20 protein-coding genes and 1 pseudogene are annotated in these 16,429 nt (G+C 71.1%); 13 read left to right on the top strand and 8 right to left on the bottom strand.

From position 1 onward, the window contains the following. Positions 1 to 4: 4 nt before the first annotated feature. Positions 5 to 217 carry a hypothetical protein gene (locus CP976_RS03580; protein ID WP_150478972.1) on the bottom strand — a complete coding sequence of 71 codons (213 nt, stop codon included), beginning with the start codon at positions 215 to 217 and terminating at the stop codon, positions 5 to 7. A 249-nt stretch (positions 218 to 466) separates the two neighbouring features. Between CP976_RS03580 and CP976_RS03575 the strand changes: the two genes are divergently transcribed. From CP976_RS03575 to CP976_RS44295, 3 genes and pseudogenes are all read left to right on the top strand, one after another. Further along, complete coding sequence (locus CP976_RS03575; protein ID WP_268250158.1) at positions 467 to 712, top strand: DUF5132 domain-containing protein; 246 nt, start codon at positions 467 to 469, stop codon at positions 710 to 712. A 143-nt stretch (positions 713 to 855) separates the two neighbouring features. Continuing rightward, positions 856 to 1,017, top strand: a pseudogene (locus CP976_RS44300) (lipase family protein); the annotation flags it as partial. Positions 1,018 to 1,082: 65 nt separating this feature from the next. After that, complete coding sequence (locus CP976_RS44295; RefSeq protein ID WP_268250157.1) at positions 1,083 to 1,445, top strand: lipase family protein; 363 nt, start codon at positions 1,083 to 1,085, stop codon at positions 1,443 to 1,445. Between the two features lie 78 nt (positions 1,446 to 1,523). On the opposite strand, the gene CP976_RS03565 is transcribed toward CP976_RS44295, so the two are convergent. Beyond that, positions 1,524 to 2,474 carry a terpene synthase family protein gene (locus CP976_RS03565; protein WP_150478970.1) on the bottom strand — a complete coding sequence of 317 codons (951 nt, stop codon included), beginning with the start codon at positions 2,472 to 2,474 and terminating at the stop codon, positions 1,524 to 1,526. 243 nt (positions 2,475 to 2,717) lie between these two features. On the opposite strand from CP976_RS03565, the gene CP976_RS03560 reads away from it, so the two are divergent. Further along, the gene (locus CP976_RS03560; protein ID WP_150478969.1) at positions 2,718 to 4,085 is read left to right on the top strand and encodes an APC family permease; all 1,368 of its coding nucleotides are present in this window, start codon (positions 2,718 to 2,720) and stop codon (positions 4,083 to 4,085) included. Positions 4,086 to 4,211: 126 nt separating this feature from the next. On the opposite strand, the gene CP976_RS03555 is transcribed toward CP976_RS03560, so the two are convergent. After that, positions 4,212 to 4,661, bottom strand: a complete 450-nt coding sequence (locus CP976_RS03555) for a spore-associated protein (RefSeq protein WP_086855255.1) — start codon at positions 4,659 to 4,661, stop codon at positions 4,212 to 4,214. 388 nt (positions 4,662 to 5,049) lie between these two features. Here CP976_RS03555 and CP976_RS03550 point away from each other — a divergent pair, with 388 nt between their 5' ends. From CP976_RS03550 to CP976_RS03535, 4 genes are all read left to right on the top strand, one after another. After that, positions 5,050 to 6,036, top strand: a complete 987-nt coding sequence (locus tag CP976_RS03550; RefSeq protein WP_150478968.1) for an SCO2400 family protein — start codon at positions 5,050 to 5,052, stop codon at positions 6,034 to 6,036. A gap of 93 nt (positions 6,037 to 6,129) precedes the next feature. Continuing rightward, positions 6,130 to 6,855 (top strand): class I SAM-dependent methyltransferase, encoded by a 726-nt coding sequence (locus CP976_RS03545; protein WP_150478967.1) that lies wholly within the window; start codon positions 6,130 to 6,132, stop codon positions 6,853 to 6,855. A gap of 98 nt (positions 6,856 to 6,953) precedes the next feature. Further along, positions 6,954 to 7,757, top strand: a complete 804-nt coding sequence (locus tag CP976_RS03540) for a serine/threonine protein kinase (protein WP_150478966.1) — start codon at positions 6,954 to 6,956, stop codon at positions 7,755 to 7,757. Next, positions 7,754 to 9,307: a serine/threonine-protein kinase gene (locus CP976_RS03535; protein WP_150478965.1), complete on the top strand. Its 1,554-nt coding sequence runs from the start codon at positions 7,754 to 7,756 to the stop codon at positions 9,305 to 9,307. The genes CP976_RS03540 and CP976_RS03535 overlap by 4 nt, the downstream gene beginning before the upstream one ends. Before the next feature lie 69 nt (positions 9,308 to 9,376). Here CP976_RS03535 and CP976_RS03530 read toward each other — a convergent pair whose 3' ends face one another. After that, positions 9,377 to 10,627 (bottom strand): SH3 domain-containing protein, encoded by a 1,251-nt coding sequence (locus tag CP976_RS03530; RefSeq protein ID WP_208838927.1) that lies wholly within the window; start codon positions 10,625 to 10,627, stop codon positions 9,377 to 9,379. A gap of 241 nt (positions 10,628 to 10,868) precedes the next feature. On the opposite strand from CP976_RS03530, the gene CP976_RS03525 reads away from it, so the two are divergent. From CP976_RS03525 to CP976_RS42765, 3 genes are all read left to right on the top strand, one after another. After that, entirely contained in the window at positions 10,869 to 11,318 is a 450-nt protein-coding gene (locus tag CP976_RS03525) for a hypothetical protein (protein WP_150478964.1), read from the top strand. 90 nt (positions 11,319 to 11,408) lie between these two features. Further along, on the top strand, positions 11,409 to 11,561 hold the full coding sequence (locus CP976_RS42770; protein ID WP_167537268.1) for a hypothetical protein: 153 nt from the start codon (positions 11,409 to 11,411) through the stop codon (positions 11,559 to 11,561). A gap of 25 nt (positions 11,562 to 11,586) precedes the next feature. Beyond that, complete coding sequence (locus CP976_RS42765; RefSeq protein ID WP_167537267.1) at positions 11,587 to 11,757, top strand: hypothetical protein; 171 nt, start codon at positions 11,587 to 11,589, stop codon at positions 11,755 to 11,757. 73 nt (positions 11,758 to 11,830) lie between these two features. Here CP976_RS42765 and CP976_RS03520 read toward each other — a convergent pair whose 3' ends face one another. Together CP976_RS03520 and CP976_RS03515 are read right to left on the bottom strand one after the other, a co-directional pair. After that, a complete protein-coding gene (locus tag CP976_RS03520) occupies positions 11,831 to 12,205 on the bottom strand; it encodes a peptidase M23 (RefSeq protein WP_150478963.1) in 375 nt (124 codons plus the stop codon). Between the two features lie 61 nt (positions 12,206 to 12,266). Further along, positions 12,267 to 12,641, bottom strand: coding sequence for an SH3 domain-containing protein (locus tag CP976_RS03515; RefSeq protein WP_150478962.1), 375 nt, complete (start codon positions 12,639 to 12,641; stop codon positions 12,267 to 12,269). 270 nt (positions 12,642 to 12,911) lie between these two features. Here CP976_RS03515 and CP976_RS03510 point away from each other — a divergent pair, with 270 nt between their 5' ends. Next, entirely contained in the window at positions 12,912 to 13,340 is a 429-nt protein-coding gene (locus CP976_RS03510; RefSeq protein WP_086855615.1) for a VOC family protein, read from the top strand. Between the two features lie 63 nt (positions 13,341 to 13,403). Here CP976_RS03510 and CP976_RS03505 read toward each other — a convergent pair whose 3' ends face one another. Both CP976_RS03505 and CP976_RS03500 read right to left on the bottom strand, forming a co-directional pair. Beyond that, complete coding sequence (locus CP976_RS03505) at positions 13,404 to 14,666, bottom strand: MFS transporter (protein WP_150478961.1); 1,263 nt, start codon at positions 14,664 to 14,666, stop codon at positions 13,404 to 13,406. A gap of 155 nt (positions 14,667 to 14,821) precedes the next feature. After that, a complete protein-coding gene (locus CP976_RS03500; RefSeq protein ID WP_150478960.1) occupies positions 14,822 to 15,274 on the bottom strand; it encodes a YbhB/YbcL family Raf kinase inhibitor-like protein in 453 nt (150 codons plus the stop codon). Between the two features lie 94 nt (positions 15,275 to 15,368). Between CP976_RS03500 and CP976_RS03495 the strand changes: the two genes are divergently transcribed. After that, positions 15,369 to 16,394 carry a sigma-70 family RNA polymerase sigma factor gene (locus tag CP976_RS03495; RefSeq protein WP_150478959.1) on the top strand — a complete coding sequence of 342 codons (1,026 nt, stop codon included), beginning with the start codon at positions 15,369 to 15,371 and terminating at the stop codon, positions 16,392 to 16,394. The last annotated feature ends 35 nt before the right edge of the window (positions 16,395 to 16,429 follow it).

The raw sequence follows: 16,429 nt of genomic DNA, 5'->3' as shown, positions 1-16,429 counted from the left end.
CCTTTCAGGAAAGCTTGCTCCTGAGCATCGCGAGATAGAAGGGGAGTTTCTTCACGGCGGCTTTCGGCACCACGTAAACTTCCACATCGCCGTGCAAGTGATCGCGGATGGTGAGAGTGCATTTCCCGTTCGCATGGCGCACTTCAGCGGAATACAGCACTTCCTCTGATGTGGGCTCAGCCCCAGCAACGGCCTCGTCAGTTGCTGTCTTTTCCACATTCACTCCCGGCTCAATTTTCTCACGTGGAGGCGGACAATTACAGCGTGCCTGTCTCGCACGGTAGGTCACAGGGAGACGGAAAAGATCAACGCCGGGCAGTGTGCACACGAACGGGTGAACGTTATGAGATGCCCTGGTGAGAGAGTTTCTGGGGAGCTAAGCTCGGATTTCCAGAACACTGTCCGATAATTCCGGCAAGCTGCGAGAAGGGCTGTACTGACAATGCTTCCTGTGATTCCCGTCTTCTTGGTTGGGGTAGCGTCGGCGCCTCTCCTGAAGAAGCTGATCAGGCCGGTCGTCCGAGGAACTGTGAAGTCCTCCGTAAAGCTGGCGATGGACGCCAAGCGAGTCGCCCACGAGATCAACGAAGACCTGAGCGACATTGCGGCGGAGGCGACGGCCGAGGCGTTCGCCGCCGATCTTCAGGACGGGTCGGACGTGCCGCGCCAGACCACGAAAAAGGCCCGCCCGAGCAGCGCCGCGAACGCGTGAGAAAAACGGGCGAACGACAATTGAAGGAGTCGAAGGGAATTCCGTGACCGCTCCTGTCACCCTCGACCACCGCGCCTCCGGCTACAGCCTGCGCCTTGCCTACTGTCTCTGACACGCAGGCCTACACGCCGGCCGGCGACCACATGGTCATCACCGCGTTCCGCGGCACGGAACCGACCCAGATCAAGGACTGGCTGACCGACGGCACGGCACCGCCGAGGCGCGGCCCGGACGGCAAGGGACACGTCCACCACGGCTTCGCCGAGGCCCTGGACTCGATCTACCCCGACGTCCTGGCCACGCTGGAGGAGTGGCGGACCAACGGCCAGACCGTGTGGTTCACCGGGCACAGCCTCGGCGGAGCCCGGCCATGCTCGCCGGCGCGCGGATGTTCCTGGAGGAGCCGCCTCTGGCAGCGGACGGTGTCTACACCTTCGGCCAGCCTCGGACGTGCGATCCGACGCTGGCCGCCGCGTACAACAAGGGCTACAAGAACCGGACCTACCGCTTCGTCAACAACAACGACATCGTGCCGCAGCTCCCGCCGGAGCCTGTCTACACGCATGTGAACGCCCTGCGGTACATCGACTCCCACGGCAGGATCCGCGCGTCCATGCCCCTGATCGGTGGGCTGGCCGACCGAGTGAGCGGGCTGACCGCGGATGTCCTCGCCCCAACGAGCGACGGAGTACGGGACCCCTACCTGAAGGTGCTGGAGAAGAACCTGGACTGAGGCGAGGGAGGATGGCGAGGGGATTCCCGTCGCCATCCTCCCTCGGGCCTTCATGCCTCACAGAGAGCTGCCGCCTGGTCAGTCCAGTCGGGTCCACAACCAGGCGATGTCCGGATACGGCGGCGGGGTGAGGTCGGCGGGGTCCCACAGCCGGGGGGTGCCGGTCCTGGACAGCGCGGGGGGAACCAGCGATGTTCCGCCGGGGCTGTCCTGATCGAGGGGCGTGAGGTAGCGGACGCTGCGGGACATCCAGTTGACGGTGGCGGGCAGCCACTGCGGCAACTCGGCGGCGTAGCGGGCGACCGAGGGGCGGCTGTCGCGCAGAAGCCGCTCCTGCAGACGCGACATGAGCCCGACGAACCTTTCGTACAGCTCCCACACCTTCAGCAACGCCTCGGCGAGACCGATGCCGTGCTCGGCCGCCACCGCGGAGACCAGGTTGACGTGCCCCTGGCCGTTCGCTTGCTCCTTCAGCAGGCTGCCCAGCTCGTTGATGATGGTGCAGGGATAGAAGACGGCCTGGGTGAAGGCGCGCACCAGCGGGTCGTACTGATCGGCCGGAGACAGCGCGTAGCCGCCGCCCGGGGGGACCAGCGCGGCCAGGACGCCGGTGCCGGCCTTCTGCCAGCGCATGCGCAGCCACTCTCCCACCGTCGGCGGCGCCGGCCTCCGGTGCAGGGCGAGCTTCCACAGCTGTCCGCCCAGCCACTGCGTGTGCTCGGCACGCATCGCGTGCACCCCGTTTGGGCCGAGGCACTCCTCGGTCATGCGGCGGATGTCGCGCAGACTCCTCACGAACGGGTCGTCGATCAGCGGGGCGGCTTCCGGTTCGGTCATCACCCGGTTCGCCTCCCCGGTCAGAGCGATGGCCGCGTCCGGGTCCTGGACGAGACCGTCGAGGTGGTCGTCCCACAGAAACGCCCAGTAGGTGTAACACGTCAGGGCCACGGCCGCTTCACGGCTGAACAACGGCGTGCCGGCCGTGATGAGTTCTCCGAGGCCCGCCCGGGTGAGCAGTGCAGCGGTCATCGAGGGTGGTCCCACCAGCCGAATCCGACACGTCCGGCTCACCCGGCCACAAGCCATGAAGAGGGGCGCCATCGGATCACACGGAGCACTCCTCCCGCTGCCGTCGGCACCCGCGCCACCCCGGTGATCAACGCGCCTGTCCCGTAACGTTTTTGCGCACTGGCGCGACAAGGCATCACCAACTGGTCTGCCGGGCAGGGGAGACGTTGTTCCGATCCGTGTCGACCACCTCAGGGAGCTTTCGTGTCCGCAACCGGCAGGGATGCAGCCGCCGCATCGGAGAGAGGGGACGACGACACCCCGCTGCGGCGTGCCATAGGCCCCAAACTGCTGATTCTGTTCGTGATCGGTGACATCCTCGGCACCGGCATCTACGCGACCACCGGGCAGGTCGCCGGCAAGGTCGGCGGGGCGCTGTGGCTGCCGTTCGTCATCGGGTTCGTCGTGGCGATCCTGACAGCCGCCTCGTACGTCGAGCTCGTCGGCAAGTACCCGAAGGCGGCCGGAGCCGCGCTCTACACCCAGAAGGCGTTCCAAGTCCCGTTCCTGACCTTCATCGTCGCCTTCATGGTCATGTGCTCGGGCCTTTCCTCGGCGAGCGCCGCGGCCCGCGCCTTCAGCGGCGACTACCTGTCCGAGTTCACGGACTTCTTCCCGCCCACCCTCGTCGCGATCCTGTTCATCCTCGCCCTGGCGGCCCTGAACCTCCGAGGCGTGTCGGAGTCCGTGAAGACCAACGTGGTCCTCACCGTGGTCGAACTGACCGGCCTGCTCGTCATCCTCACGATCGGCGCCTGGGCCGTCCTGACCGGTGACGGCGAACCCTCCCGGCTCGGCGAGTTCCAGGCCGAGGGCAGCGGTTACGCATTGCTCACCAGCGTGCTGGGGGCGACGGCCCTCGGCTTCTTCGCCTTCGTCGGCTTCGAGGACTCCGTCAACATGGCCGAGGAGACCAAGGATCCGGTGCGGACGTTCCCGCGCGCCATCTTCATCGGCGTCGCCGTCACCGGCACCATCTACGTCCTGGTCGCCCTGGTCTCCTCGCTGCTCGTCGACTACCGCGTGCTGGAGGACTCCAGCGGCCCGCTACTGGAGGTCGTCAAGGCCGGCGGGATCGACTTCCCGCCCAAGCTCTTCGCCCTCATCGCGCTCTTCGCGGTCACCAACTCGGCACTGATCAACATCATGATGGCGTCCCGCCTGTGCTACGGCATGGCGAACGAGCGCATCCTGCCGCGAGCCCTGGGTCGCGTACTGCCCCGGCGCCGCACCCCGGTCGTCGGCATCGTCTTCGTCTCGCTCCTCGCCATCGGCCTGGTCTCCACCGGGGAGATCGAGGGCCTCGGCGACACCACGGCCTTCCTCCTGCTGTGCGTCTTCGCCGTCGTCAACATCGCCGTCCTCGTCCTGCGCCGCGACCGCGTCGAGCACCGGCACTTCCGTACGCCGACCGCCCTGCCGGTGCTCGGTGCGATCACCGCCCTGATCCTGGCCAGCCCGTTGTCCGACCGGCCCGCGGAGGTCTATATACGGGCGGGCGTACTGGTGGCCATCGGCATCGGGCTGTGGGTGCTCAACAAGGTGGTGCTGAAAGCGCGCGGCGAGGGGTGAGCAGGACGACCGCCGGGCGGTGCGCCCGAGAACGGGCACCGGGCCACCACGGCTCCCGCGCGACGGCGGCGGGAACGTGATGGCCCGGCAGGGGGGTGCTTCAAGGTGGTTCAGAGGAGGGGCCCGTCACCGGGTGAACGTGACCCGGTGTTCCTTGAGGGCGCCGCAGTTGGAGCCGTACACCTGCACATACACGTTCTTGATGCTGCCGCCCCAGTCGACGCAGTGGCCCTTGCCGTAGACGTAGGTCGGTCCGGCGAAGGACGAGAAGCGCCCGACGTCCTCGTGGCTTTCCTCGGTGTCGGGGACGTAGATCCACGCGCCCATGTCCACGGCGGTACCGGGGTTGTTGCGGATGGTCGTGACGCAGTTCTGCCCGTTGGCGGCGTTGTACGTCAGGTAGACGGTGCCCAGCGAACCGACGGCGGCCGAGTTCACCGTCTTGTAGGCGCTGCCGCAGACCTTCTGCGGAGTGGTGTTGGGCGCGGCGGAGGCGGGTGACGCCAGGGCGGTCGTGGTACCCACCGTCAGCGCCGCCAAGGCCGACGCGGCCAGGACGGAACGGGTGAATCTCATATTTCCCCCTTGCAACTCTTCGAGGTGGTTGCTCCTGCATGATGTGACCCGTTGGGCATTCAAAGGGTTGTGCGTCAGTTCGCAGGAAAATTCGGTGAGTTGGGGCGCGAACACGTGAGATTCCCGTTCGTGACGGCCGTCCGCGGCAGGAATCCGGGCCGGGCTCCTGGTCCCGCCTGGGCAAGGGGCCCAGGATGCCCACGCCCCGTCACCTTTACTCACGGGTCGCTTATGGCACACGTGAGATGCAGAGGATCTGCTCAGGGGTGTCACACATGCTGCACATCCCCCTTCCAAAGTCTCGTTAGCGTTACGGCTCGATCCCACGTACGAACGTGACCAGGCCGCGGTCGGCAAGCCGTCGGCACAGCAAGATCGGGAAGGCCACATGGACTACTGCTCCTCGTGCCGTAGGCACCTCAACGGCGCCTTGGTCTGCCCGGGGTGCGGGGCCTACGCCCCGGACATCGACCCCTCCGCAGCCGACGGCCGTACCGGCCCGGCCGCATGGGAGCACCCGGCCGCCTCCGGCGCATGGCGCGACGGGAACCTGTGGGACGACGGGAGTGTGTGGGACACCAACCGCGCCGGCACGCGTGAGCTCCCCCTCGCGTACACCGGCTCGTCCGGCGGCCCCGGGACCCTGGGCGCCGACCCGTCCGACGGTCACGAGAGCCCGGGCCCCGACACGGACTCGTCCGACGGACCCGAGGCCGCCGGCGCCACCGGGTCCGACGGCTACGAGGCACCGCAGCAGGGGCGTGCGGCGCGGCGTCGTCAGATGGCCCGCTGGAAGAAGAGCCAGCGCCGGGCCGTGGTGGCGACCGCCGTCGCGCTCGTCGGAGGCGGTCTCACCGTCGCCGCCATGAAGGGCGACTCGACGCACGGCGTCCAGTCGGCCACGGCGCCCGAGGACACGACCATGGGCGGCACCGAAGGACAGGCGCCGACGTACTCCGAACCGACGTCGACCCGGCCCGACACCCCGCGCTCTTCGCCCACGCCCACCGATCCGCCGCACACCGACCGCACCTCGCGGCGCGAGCAGCAGCCCCGGACCACCGCTCCCCGCAGCACCCCGGCGGCCCCCGGGACGGACGCGGCCGCCGAGCCCCGGGAACTGCCGAAGACGACGCAGCCGAGGACCACCGCCCCGGACAGCGTCGGCACGGTCACCGGCAACGGCGAAAAGTCCACGTCGACGGCGACCGAGCAGACGAACCCGCCCGCCGCCGGCACCGGCTCGGACACGCAGCCCGCGTCCCCCGAGACACCCCCGTCCGAGGCGAGCACCCCTCCGCCTCCCTCGAACTCCGGAACCGGCTCCGACACCAACTCCAAGGAGCTCTGCCTGCTCGTCGTCTGCCTGGGCTGAGACGCGCGCGGACGGCAGCCCAAAAGCGGCAGACGAAGAGCGGAGGCCGAAAACCCGTGGCCGCACCGCGGGCGCCCTCGTACCTTCGGGCGCATGGCAGACGAGTGCTTCCGGCATCCGAGGCTCGCCGCGGTGTACGACCCGCTCGACCCCGACCGCGCCGATCTCGAACCGTATCTGCGCATGGCGGAGGAGTTCGGGGCCCGCTGGGTGCTCGACATCGGCTGTGGCACGGGCGTGTTCGCGCTGCTGCTGGCGGAACGCGGCGTCGACGTCGTCGGCGTCGATCCCGCCGGGGCATCTCTGGAGGTGGCGCGCGGCAAGCCGGGCGGCGAGCGCGTGCGGTGGATCCACGGCGATGCGACGGCACTGCCGCCCCTGGCCGCCGACCTCGCGACGATGACCGGCAACGCCGCCCAGGCGGTCGTCGATCCCGAGGACTGGCGGCGGACCCTGCGCGGGGCCCGTGCGGCGCTGCGGCCCGGCGGCCGTTTCGTGTTCGAGACCCGGATTCCCGCCCGCCGCGCCTGGGAGGAGTGGAACCGCGAGGCCACGCACACCGTGACGGACGTCCCCGGTGCCGGCGCCGTCGAGTCCTGGGTCGATCTGCTCGACGTGACCGGGCCGCTGGTGACGTTCCGGTGGACCTACGTCTTCGCCTCGGACGGACAGGTGCTGACGTCGGAGTCGACGCTGCGCTTCCGCGAGCGGGACGAGGTCGAGGCGGAACTCGTCGCGCAGGGCTACGTGGTGGACGGCGTGCGCGACGCGCCCGACCGGCCGGGCAGGGAGTTCGTGTTCGTCGCGCGGCGTCCGTGAACAGCGGCTGACGCGGGCCCTGCCGTCTCCGCGCAAGCGGAATCCGCCCGTACAATCCTCGCGACCAAATCGGGGGCGTCATCAGCGGGGGAGTCCGCGTGGAAACCATCATCGTGCAGTTGCCCGGACCCACACAGTGGGGTGCGGACGAGACGGGCAGGCCCGACCTGATCCATCTGGGGCCCGGGGACATCGCCGACTTCGGCCGCGGCACGCCCGGCGGCGCGGGGGTGCGCATCGTGCTGACCGACCCGGGGATCTCACGCCGGGCCGGGCAGCTGGAGGCGGCCGGGGACTACTGGCGGCTGTCCAACTTCAGCCGCAGCGTGTCGTACGTCGTGGAGAACCTGGAGGGAGCCGGCGAGTACCTGACCGTCGCCCCGGGGCGGCTCGGCGCGCCCGTGCCGTTCGAGTTCTCGCGCGTGGTGCTCCCGGCCCTGTCCGGCACCGCCACCTTCAAGGTGTTCGCGCCCCAGCACGCCTACCTCGGTGAGCAGTCCGCGCCGGGCGGCGGTGAACAGACCGTCCACCCCTTCGCCCTGGACCCGACGTCGAAGTACTTCCTCGTGCTGGTGGCCCTGTGCGAACCCCGGCTGCGCGACCCCTCCGACACGGCGCTGCCCGGGGTCGGGCAGATCGTGGAGCGGCTGCGGCCGCTGGAGTCCTGCCGGGACCTGACCCGCTCCGCCGTCAACTACCACATCGACTACCTGGCCTTCGCCAAACTGCGCCTGGACCTCGGCGAGGAGACCGCGACCGGAGCCGACGGCGGCCGCACCGGAGCCAAGCGCTCCCGGCTCGCCTCCGTCGCGCTGCGCTTCGGCCTGGTGCGCGAAGAACACCTCGGCCTGCTGCCGTCCCGCGGCGCCGGCCGCCTCACGCCGCAGGAGGCAGACGCATGACGGGATCCGACGTCCCGGACGACCTGGAGATACCCGGGCCGCCCCGCCTCCCGGAGGGTTTCCGGATCGAGGGCTGGGAGGTGGGCGCGGTCGTCGGCTCCGGCGGCTGGGGGACCGTCTACGAGGCCCGTACCGTCGCCGACGGCACGCCCGCGGCCGTCAAGGTGCTCCCGACCGGTGCCCTGGGGCCCGGGCAGCGTGCCGCGCTCGGTGAACTCGTCGAACGTGAGGTGCGGTTCAGCGCCGAGGCCGATCACCCCCACCTCGTGCGCACCCACGCCGTGTGCACCGTCGAGGCACCGGAACTGCCCGCCCTGGACGGTGCCATCGCGCTGGTCATGGACCGCGCCGAGGCCAGCCTGAAGGACGTCCTGGACGCGGCCGGAACCGGCGGGCCGATCGACGGCGCCGACCGCGTCCTGCGCGGAGTCGCCGCCGGACTCGCCCACATGCACGACGCCGGCTGGGTGCACGGCGACCTCAAACCCGCCAACGTCCTGCTGGGCCCGGGCGGGCAGGTGTGGCTGGCGGACTTCGGGCTGGCCGCCGAACTCGACGGCACGCACGCCCATCTGCCGCCGCTCGGCACCCTCGACCACCTGCCGCCCGAGTGGTGGTCCCAGCGCACCGGCACCCAGGGCGCCGTGGTCCGGCCCACCGCCGACATCTGGGCCTTCGGCGTCCTCGCCCACCAAGTGCTCACCGGCGGACTCCACCCCTTCCCTGGCGCCACGGCCCGGGCCCGCTCCCTCGCAGCCCAGGCCTACGCACGCGGCACCGCACCCCTGCGGCTCGACGGCGGCCTCGGCGACGACATGCGCCGGCTGATCGCCGACTGCCTGGCGCCGGACCACACCACCCGGCTCCCGCACACGGCCCGTGACATCGCCGCCCGGGTCGAGAACCTCACCGGCGGTCCGCGCCCCGGCCGGCGACGCCTGGTGCCGGCCGTGGCGGCCGGGCTCGTCGTCCTGACCGCCGCCGCACTCGCCGGCGCGGCACTCCTCGGCGGAGGCGGCGACACCCAGGAGGACGACCGTGACCGCGGCGCCTCCGCCGCCGTCACCGACGCGCACAGACCGGTGCCCGGTGAGATCCCGGAGGACTCCGACGTGCCCGAGGCGCTGCGCCCCGTCATCGCCAAGGCCGCCCACCGCTGCACCGACGAGGAGATCACCCCCGCCCTGCTCGCCGCACTGCTCAAGGCCGAGAGCGGCTTCGACGCCGGCGCCGCCCGCCCGGAGAACGAGGAGTACGGCATCGCCATGTGGACGCCGTCGGTGTTCCGCGCCTGGGCGGTGGACGGGGACGGCGACGGCGACAAGGACCACATGTCGCCGCCGGACGCGATCGCCACCATGAGCCTGTACGTGTGCTGGCTCGACCAGCGCTTCAAAGAGGCCGGACTGCCGAAGAAGGACCTGCCCGCGCTGGTCGCGGCCGGCTACCGCACCAGCGACCGCACGGTCATCGAGGAGGGCGGCGTCCCCGCACGGGTACGCCCGCACGTGGACAAGGTGCTGGGCTATCTCGCCGAGTACGAGCGCTGACCTCCGGACGTACGCGAGCGGTGGGCCGGACCCGTCAGGGCCCCGCCCACCGCTCGTCCCCCGTTCCCGTCACGGCCGCGGCGAGCCGCACTCCGGGACGTTCGGCAGCCGGTTGTCCGGCGAGCTGATGTAGATGTTGGAGATGTAGCCGCCGTACTGGGGCAGATAGGCCCACCACTCGTTGGTGTAGGGCGGCACGCTGACCACCTGGCCCCGGGTCTGGCAGCCCACCAGCACCTCGACCCCGGCAGGGAGTTGCGTGACCCGGGCGTCGGCCGTGGCCGGGCCCTTCCGTACGTTCACGAACTCGCCCCAGGTGCCGAACCAGGCCCCCGCCGGCCGCGCCCCGCCCGGCACGTTCAGCGAGCGGGTCAGCCGGCCGAGGTCGGTGTACGCCTTCCCGTACGACGTGCCGACCGGATGCAGCGTCAGCACGGCCACGATCGTGCGGTCGTCCGCGCCCACCGTGCCCGTGGTGTGCAGTGCCGGACGGGTGAGGTCCACGCCGGCTGCGGCCCGGGCGGCGGGAGCGGCGGCCGGTTCCGCCTCGGCCGCGGCCCCCGAGGCGCCGCACGTCCCCTTCCCGTACTCCCCGGACCAGCCCTGCTTCACCGCCCAAGGGCGGTCGAAGGAGCCCGCGATGCCGAAGTGCTGGTCGAAGCGGTCCGAGGCGCAGCGCGTGGAGCGGCGCAGGTTGTCCATGACGAAGTCGCGGACGGGGGCGGGCGCCTTGTCCAGGATGTAGCGGTAGACCGCCACGGTGTCCCGGGCCGAGAGGGCGGTGTAACCCCAGTAGCCCTCGTACCCGGCGGGCGGCGGCGCGGTGTCGCGCAGACCGAGCCGGGTGGTCATCCGGTCGATGATCGCCGAGCCGCCGTACTCCGACCAGTAGTGGTTCGCGGCATCGTCGTCGCTGCCGCGGAGCATCGGCTCCAGCCGCGCCCGGTCGGCCTCGGGGATCGTGTAGCCGGGCCCGCGGTTCCACAGGAAGTCCAGGGTCAGCAGCAGTTTGACGACCGAGGCGGAGCGGAACCGCGCGCTCTCGTCGACCTGTTCGGTGAACGTGCCGGCGCGGCGGTCGAAGACCGCGACGCCGGCGGTGACGCCGTCCGGGATCTGAGCGCTTTGGGCGGCCTGGGCGGCCTGGGCGGCCTGGGCGGCCTGGGCGGCCTGGGCGGCCTGGGCGGCCTGGGCGGCCTGGGCGGCCTGGGCGGCCTGGGCGGCCGTCCCAGGCCGGGGGAGTGCCGCCGCGCCGCCCGGCAGCGCAGCGACCGTGACGACGGTCGCGAGCGCCGCGGCGCCGCGCAGGAGAATGCGCATGGTTGCCCTTCCTGGCCGCCGGTGGCCCGGTGCGCGGTCGCACGGTTGTCCGGCGGAGCCCTTTGGTCCCGCGCCGACACCCTAGGAGCCCGCGCGGTGCGGCCGGTCCTGACGAATGTCAGGGCTCCCCCGAAACGCGACGACCTGTGGCTTTCGACCCTGATAAGTGTCAGGTGTCGCAGGTGTGGTGACGCCCGTACGGTCACGACCGGAACACCCGCCGACACACGAAAGAGGGCTCATGAGCCGCCGATCGCTCAGGACACTGCTGGCCGCCGGGGGCGCCGCCGCGGTGATGGCGCTTCTCCCCACCTCCGCCCAGGCCGCGCCGCACTCGGGCGGCAACTACGGGGCCTACGGGAACGAGGGGCAGTACCCCACGACCTCCTACTGCTCGGGCACGTTCCGGCAGATCGGGCCCACCAAGTACGCCGAAGGCATGGCCCTGAAGTACTTCTACTCCGACAAGTGCGGCTCCTTCGCCCGGATCGAGAACTCCCGGCCCGGCTGCGTCGCCGTACTCCACCGTTCCAACAACGGCGTGGGACGTGTCGACGGCTGGGTCTCCGAAAGCGTCGACCCGGGCATCACCTACGCCTACACGCAGATGGGCAACAACCTCAACGGCCGCGTCTCGCGCGCCGTGCTCTCGTGCGACGGCCACGACCTGACCGAGACCGGCTGGTACTGAGCCGCACACACGTCACAGGGGGCGGCCGGGGTTCCGGTCCGCCCCCTTTCGCGCACCATCCCACGCAGCACGAGCAAGAAGGAGTCAGCCATGCGCACACACATCCGGCGCGCCGCGTGTCTCGCCCTGGCGGGCGCGGCCCTGGCCCTGTCGCCCGTCACCGCCCACGCCCAGGAGCAGGCGCCCGCTTCCGTGGCGGACACGCAGCAAGTGCAGTCCCGGGGCGGGTACTTCCTCGGGTGACGGTGTCAACATCCGCAGCCGGCCGGTGGACGGCACGATCCACGGCCAGGGCTACTTCCGCGAGACGTTCACCGCGCACTGCTGGAACGCCGACGGCCACTGGATCTACCTGACGGCCCACCGGGGCAACGTCACCGGGTGGGTCAGCGTCGACTACGTCTACTACACGGACATGGGCCCGATGGGTTACTGCTGACCGGCAACACGCCCGCGGCGGGCCACCAGGGAGATCTGGTGGCCCGCCGCAGGCGCGTGGAAGGGACGGTGCGTCAGCAGTCCGGGACGCCGGCGATCTTCTGGCCGCCCCGGATGTACAGGTTGTTCACCCAGGCGACGTCGCTGCCCGAGAGCTCCATGACGGCGGTCCACCAGTTGTTCGTGCCGACGGCCGGGTCGTGCACGGTCTGGCCCTGCTTCTGGCAGATCGCGTCCGCCCACCACTGCGAACGGACCGCGAGCCGCGGGGAGTTGGTGGTCGGCTCCTGGCGCAGGTTGACGTCGGTGGCCCAGATGTAGACGTCGGTGAGGGTCGGGTCGCCGCCGTTGGCGACGGCCGGTGCCGCCTGGGCCGTGGTGGCGAGGCCGCCGACGGCGAGCGCGGTCACGGCGAGGCCCAGGGCGGTGCGGCTGATCATTCGCTTCATGTGTCTGTCCCCCGTAGGACGATGGTGAGGATGGTGTGGCCGGAAGTGGTCATGATCCGGGTCAGCAGCGCGCCGAGGCGGGCAGGTTGCCGTACTCGTTGCCCTTGAGGTACACGGCGCTGACGTAGCCCTCGAGGAGCTTCACCCAGACGTCGTTGCTGTAGCCGTTGTCGGTGATGCGCTCGCCGCGGGTCCAGCAGTAGGCGCCGAGCGGCTGGCCCGCCGCGACGGTGGCGAGGATTCCGTAGGAAGTGCCCGGCCCGTAGCGGACGTTGACGTTCTCGTACGGTACGACCGCGTACGGCGCGGCCATGACGCGGGCGGTGCCCTCCTCACCGGCGGCGGAGGCTGCTGCGGTTCCGGCGGTGAGCGGACCGAGCAGTGCGAGCGCCCCGGCGCCGACGAGCGCGGCCCTGGCGAAGATGCGAGTGGACATGTCGAGTTCCCCCTGAGGTGTGGCCGACGCTCAGAACTGTAGGGAGAGCAGGGGCGACGCGGTCCCTGACAATTGTCAGGGTCGTGCGGGACAACAGGGGCACGGGCGAGGGTACTTGGCCCCGCTGGGCATGGGCGGCGCGATACGGCCGAAAACCGCTCGACGACCGCGACCACCTCTGCCTACGATCCACCGCGCGGCATCGCGTGCCGGTCACCGGCCGGGTGAGGCATGGAGGCGCCGCGGAGATGCCCGTGGAGGCATTCAACCGTGTCAGTCGAGTTCAATCACACCATCGTCCTGTCCCGTGACCGGGAGAAGTCCGCTCGTTTCCTCGCGGAGATCCTGGGTCTGGAGGTCGGGGCACCGGCCGGGGTGTTCCTGCCGGTGACGACCGCCAACGGTGTCACGCTGGACTTCCTCACCATCGACGCCGACATCCCCATGCAGCACTACGCGTTCCTCGTCTCCGAGGACGAGTTCGACGAGGCCCTCGCCCGGCTCGTCGCGGCCCGGATCCCCATCCAGGCCGACCCGCACGGCAACCACCCGCGCAAGATCAACCGCAACGACGGCGGCCGGGGCGTGTACTTCCTCGACCCGGCGGGCCACGGCCTGGAGATCCTCACCCGTCCGTACGGCACGGACCCCTCCTCGCCGCTGAACGGCGTCACGGAGGACGTGCCCGGGGCCGTCTGATCCGGTCCGGGCCGGGGGCGGGGGCGACGCCGCTCCCGCCCCCGGCCCGGCCGATCGGGGCGTTCAGCCGCCGTCCTTGAGTGCCAGGGGAGCCGGCTCGGGGCCGGTGTCCGGTGTGTGGTCGCGGCGGGGGAGCAGGGCGGGAGTGAAGAGGAGAAAGACGCCGGCGAGGGCGATGGCCGTACGGGGGCCGGCCAGGTGGGCCAGCAAGCCCCACAGGGCGGTCACGGCCGCCGTGGTGGCCTTGCCGGTGGCCGACCAGGCGGACAGGGTGCGGATGACCCGGCCCGCGGGGGTCCGTTCGAGGCGGTACGTGGCGAACACCGGGTTGAACACGGCACAGCAGGTGATCAGCCCGAACTCGACCATCATGACCAGCGCCAGCCCGGCCGCACCGGGGCCGGCGAAGGCCAGCCCGAGCGACCAGCACGCCCGCAGCGCCCCCGCGCCGAGCATGACCCGGTGCCGTCCGAACCGCGTGACGAGCCGTGGTGCTAGGCGCGAGCCGAGCAGACCGCCCGTGCAGGGCACCGCGAAGGCGAGCGCGTACTGCCAGGGGGCGAAGCGCAGATCATCGACCATCAGGACCATGAGCGGGGGAGAGGCCGCCATGATCAGGGAGTTGGCGAGGACCGTGTTGAAGAAGAGCGGGCGCAGCGCCGGGTCGGCCAGGATGTACCGCCAGCCGTCCAGCAGGTCGCCCGCCCGGGGCCGGGTGGAGCCGGACGCGGACCGCACCGGGAGTTTCTCCTCGCCGCCGATCGCCCGGAGGCCGAACGCCGAGAGCAGATAGCTCACCGCGTCGGCCACCACGGTCGTCACCGGACCGAACAGCCCGATCGCGGCCCCGCCCAGCGGCGGCCCGACCATGCTGGCCGTCCAGGTCGTCGCCTCGAACCGCCCGTTCGCGACGAGCAGGTCCCGCCGCGGCACCAGTCCCTTCAGAAACGCCCCGGCCGCCGCGTTGAAAGTGATGTCGGACGCCGCGACGACCACCGACACCAGCAGCAGCTGGCCGAAGCCCAGCCGGCCGAGGGCGTACGCAACGGGGATGCTCAGCAGCACCGCGCACCGGACCAGGTCCGTCGCGATCATCACCGGCCGTTTGCGGCGGACCTCCACCCACGGCCCGAGCGGCACCGACACGGCCGCGCCGACCGCCGGTCCCACCGCCGCCAGCAGGGACACCTGCGTCGGTCCGGCGTCCAGCACCAGGACCGCCATCAGCGCGAAGGCGTCGAACGCGAGCCAGGTGCCGGCCGTGCTGACCGCGTACGCGCCCCACAACCACCCGAACCGCCGCCCCAGCGACCGCCTGCCCGCCATACCCGGCGCACACTCCCAGCTCCCGCGGACAACCCGGTGTTGACCGGCAGCCATCCAAGCGGGGACCGGGACGCCCGGGCAAACAACCGCCCGTCACCCGTCTTACAACCAACCGTTGTGACACGAAGGCACGGGCGGTCCACCCGTAAGCCGACTCAGCGCTGGTAGAGCCCCACCAGCGTGCCGTCCGCGATGCGGCGCTTCTCGACCTCCTCGTGCACCTGGTCCGCGCGGGGCGCGTCGGGCAGGACGCACGGTTCGGACAGGGCGTAGAGCCGGAAGAAGTAGTGGTGTGCGTCGTCCCCGGGCGGGGGATGCGGACCGCCCCAGCCGTGCTGCCCGTAGCCGTTCACGAGTTCCGTGCCGCCCGGTGGGCAGTGCCCGGCCTCGACGCCGTCGCTGTGTGGGTCGATGCCGACCACGACCCAGTGCGCGAAGGTGCCCGACGGGGCGTCGGGATCCTCGCAGAGCAGGACCAGTTCGGCCGCGTCGTCCGGTACGCCGCTCCAGGTCAGCGGCGGAGAGACGTTCGGTCCCTCGTACGCGTACCGGCGCGCGATGAAGGAGTGGTCGTTGAACGCGTCGCTGCGCAGTTCGATGCCGGTCATGCGCCCCGGAGTACCCCCGCGGGACCCGGACATGCGGTTCGGGACCGATCGCCTCGGGTACCCGTGAGCCGTCGGAGATGGGGGATGGAGGATCATGAGGATATCTCCCCAGGCAGAAGACTCAGCGGCACAGCCCCGGGAGGACCGCCGCGCCCCCGCTCGCACCGCACGGCTGCGCAACCGCATCCCCGAGCCCGACGAGGAACCCGACCTCCTCGGCCAGTACCTCACGCAGATCGCGGCGACACCGCTGCTCACGGCGGAGGACGAGGTCCGCCTCGCGCGGCGGATGCAGGCCGGCGTGCGGGCGCTGGAGGAACTGGAACGAGCCGACGCCGGTGAAGTCGATCTCGCGCCGGAGCGGCGCCGCGAGCTGGAGGAGGCCGCCCGGGACGGGCAGGCCGCCAAGGACCACATGGTCCGGGCCAACCTCCGGCTCGTCGTGTCGATGGCCAAACGGCACGCCCACCGCGGGCTGCCCCTGCTGGACGTCATCCAGGAGGGCAACCTGGGGCTGATCCGGGCCGTGGAGAAGTTCGACCACACCAAGGGCTTCAAGTTCTCCACGTACGCGACCTGGTGGATACGCCAGGCGATCGAACGGGGCCTGGCCGCGCACGCGCGCACCGTGCGGCTGCCGATGCACGTCGTCGAGCAGCTCCAGAAGGTGGCCAAGATCGAACGGCGTCTGCGACTCGACCTGGAACGCGAACCGAGCATCGAGGAGGTGGCCCGGGAGAGCGGCCTCGCCACCGACAGGATCGGCTGGCTGCGCCGCGTCGGCCGGCAGGCCGTCAGTCTCGACACGCCCGTGGACGAGACCGGCGAGACCGTGGTCGGTGACCTCATCCCCGACACCGAGGTGCTCCAGGCCCCGGAGGTCGCCGAGTACCAGGCCCTCGCTGAGGAACTGCGCGAGGCCGTCGGCACGCTGGCGCCCCACGAGGCCATGATCCTCAGCCTCCGCTACGGCCTGCACGACGGCCACACCCGCACCCGCGAGGAGGTCGCCCGCCGCGTCGGCCTCACCCCCGAGCGGGTACGCCAGCTGGAGAAGCAGTCCCTCGCCCGGCTGCGGGCGCCCGGGAACCGGGAGCGGCTGGTGGTCTGGGCGGGCTGACCTCCCGGCTTACGCGGTGCCGCCGGACCGGTCTC

This window comes from Streptomyces coeruleorubidus, assembly GCF_008705135.1.
GTDB classification, from domain to species: domain Bacteria; phylum Actinomycetota; class Actinomycetes; order Streptomycetales; family Streptomycetaceae; genus Streptomyces; species Streptomyces coeruleofuscus.
Note: the sequence above shows the minus strand (reverse complement) of the source record. Positions and strands in the feature narration are given on the sequence as shown.

Bases quoted from the DNA above. Each gene is read 5' to 3' on its own strand.
- CP976_RS44295 (WP_268250157.1), top strand. From the start codon at position 1,083: ATGCTCGCCGGCGCGCGGATGTTCCTGGAGGAGCCGCCTCTGGCAGCG.
- CP976_RS03565 (WP_150478970.1), bottom strand. From the start codon at position 2,474: ATGACCGCTGCACTGCTCACCCGGGCGGGCCTCGGAGAACTCATCACG.
- CP976_RS03555 (WP_086855255.1), bottom strand. From the start codon at position 4,661: ATGAGATTCACCCGTTCCGTCCTGGCCGCGTCGGCCTTGGCGGCGCTG.
- CP976_RS03550 (WP_150478968.1), top strand. From the start codon at position 5,050: ATGGACTACTGCTCCTCGTGCCGTAGGCACCTCAACGGCGCCTTGGTC.
- CP976_RS03545 (WP_150478967.1), top strand. From the start codon at position 6,130: ATGGCAGACGAGTGCTTCCGGCATCCGAGGCTCGCCGCGGTGTACGAC.
- CP976_RS03535 (WP_150478965.1), top strand. From the start codon at position 7,754: ATGACGGGATCCGACGTCCCGGACGACCTGGAGATACCCGGGCCGCCC.
- CP976_RS03530 (WP_208838927.1), bottom strand. From the start codon at position 10,627: ATGCGCATTCTCCTGCGCGGCGCCGCGGCGCTCGCGACCGTCGTCACG.
- CP976_RS03525 (WP_150478964.1), top strand. From the start codon at position 10,869: ATGAGCCGCCGATCGCTCAGGACACTGCTGGCCGCCGGGGGCGCCGCC.
- CP976_RS42770 (WP_167537268.1), top strand. From the start codon at position 11,409: ATGCGCACACACATCCGGCGCGCCGCGTGTCTCGCCCTGGCGGGCGCG.
- CP976_RS03520 (WP_150478963.1), bottom strand. From the start codon at position 12,205: ATGAAGCGAATGATCAGCCGCACCGCCCTGGGCCTCGCCGTGACCGCG.
- CP976_RS03515 (WP_150478962.1), bottom strand. From the start codon at position 12,641: ATGTCCACTCGCATCTTCGCCAGGGCCGCGCTCGTCGGCGCCGGGGCG.
- CP976_RS03505 (WP_150478961.1), bottom strand. From the start codon at position 14,666: ATGGCGGGCAGGCGGTCGCTGGGGCGGCGGTTCGGGTGGTTGTGGGGC.
- CP976_RS03500 (WP_150478960.1), bottom strand. From the start codon at position 15,274: ATGACCGGCATCGAACTGCGCAGCGACGCGTTCAACGACCACTCCTTC.
- CP976_RS03495 (WP_150478959.1), top strand. From the start codon at position 15,369: ATGAGGATATCTCCCCAGGCAGAAGACTCAGCGGCACAGCCCCGGGAG.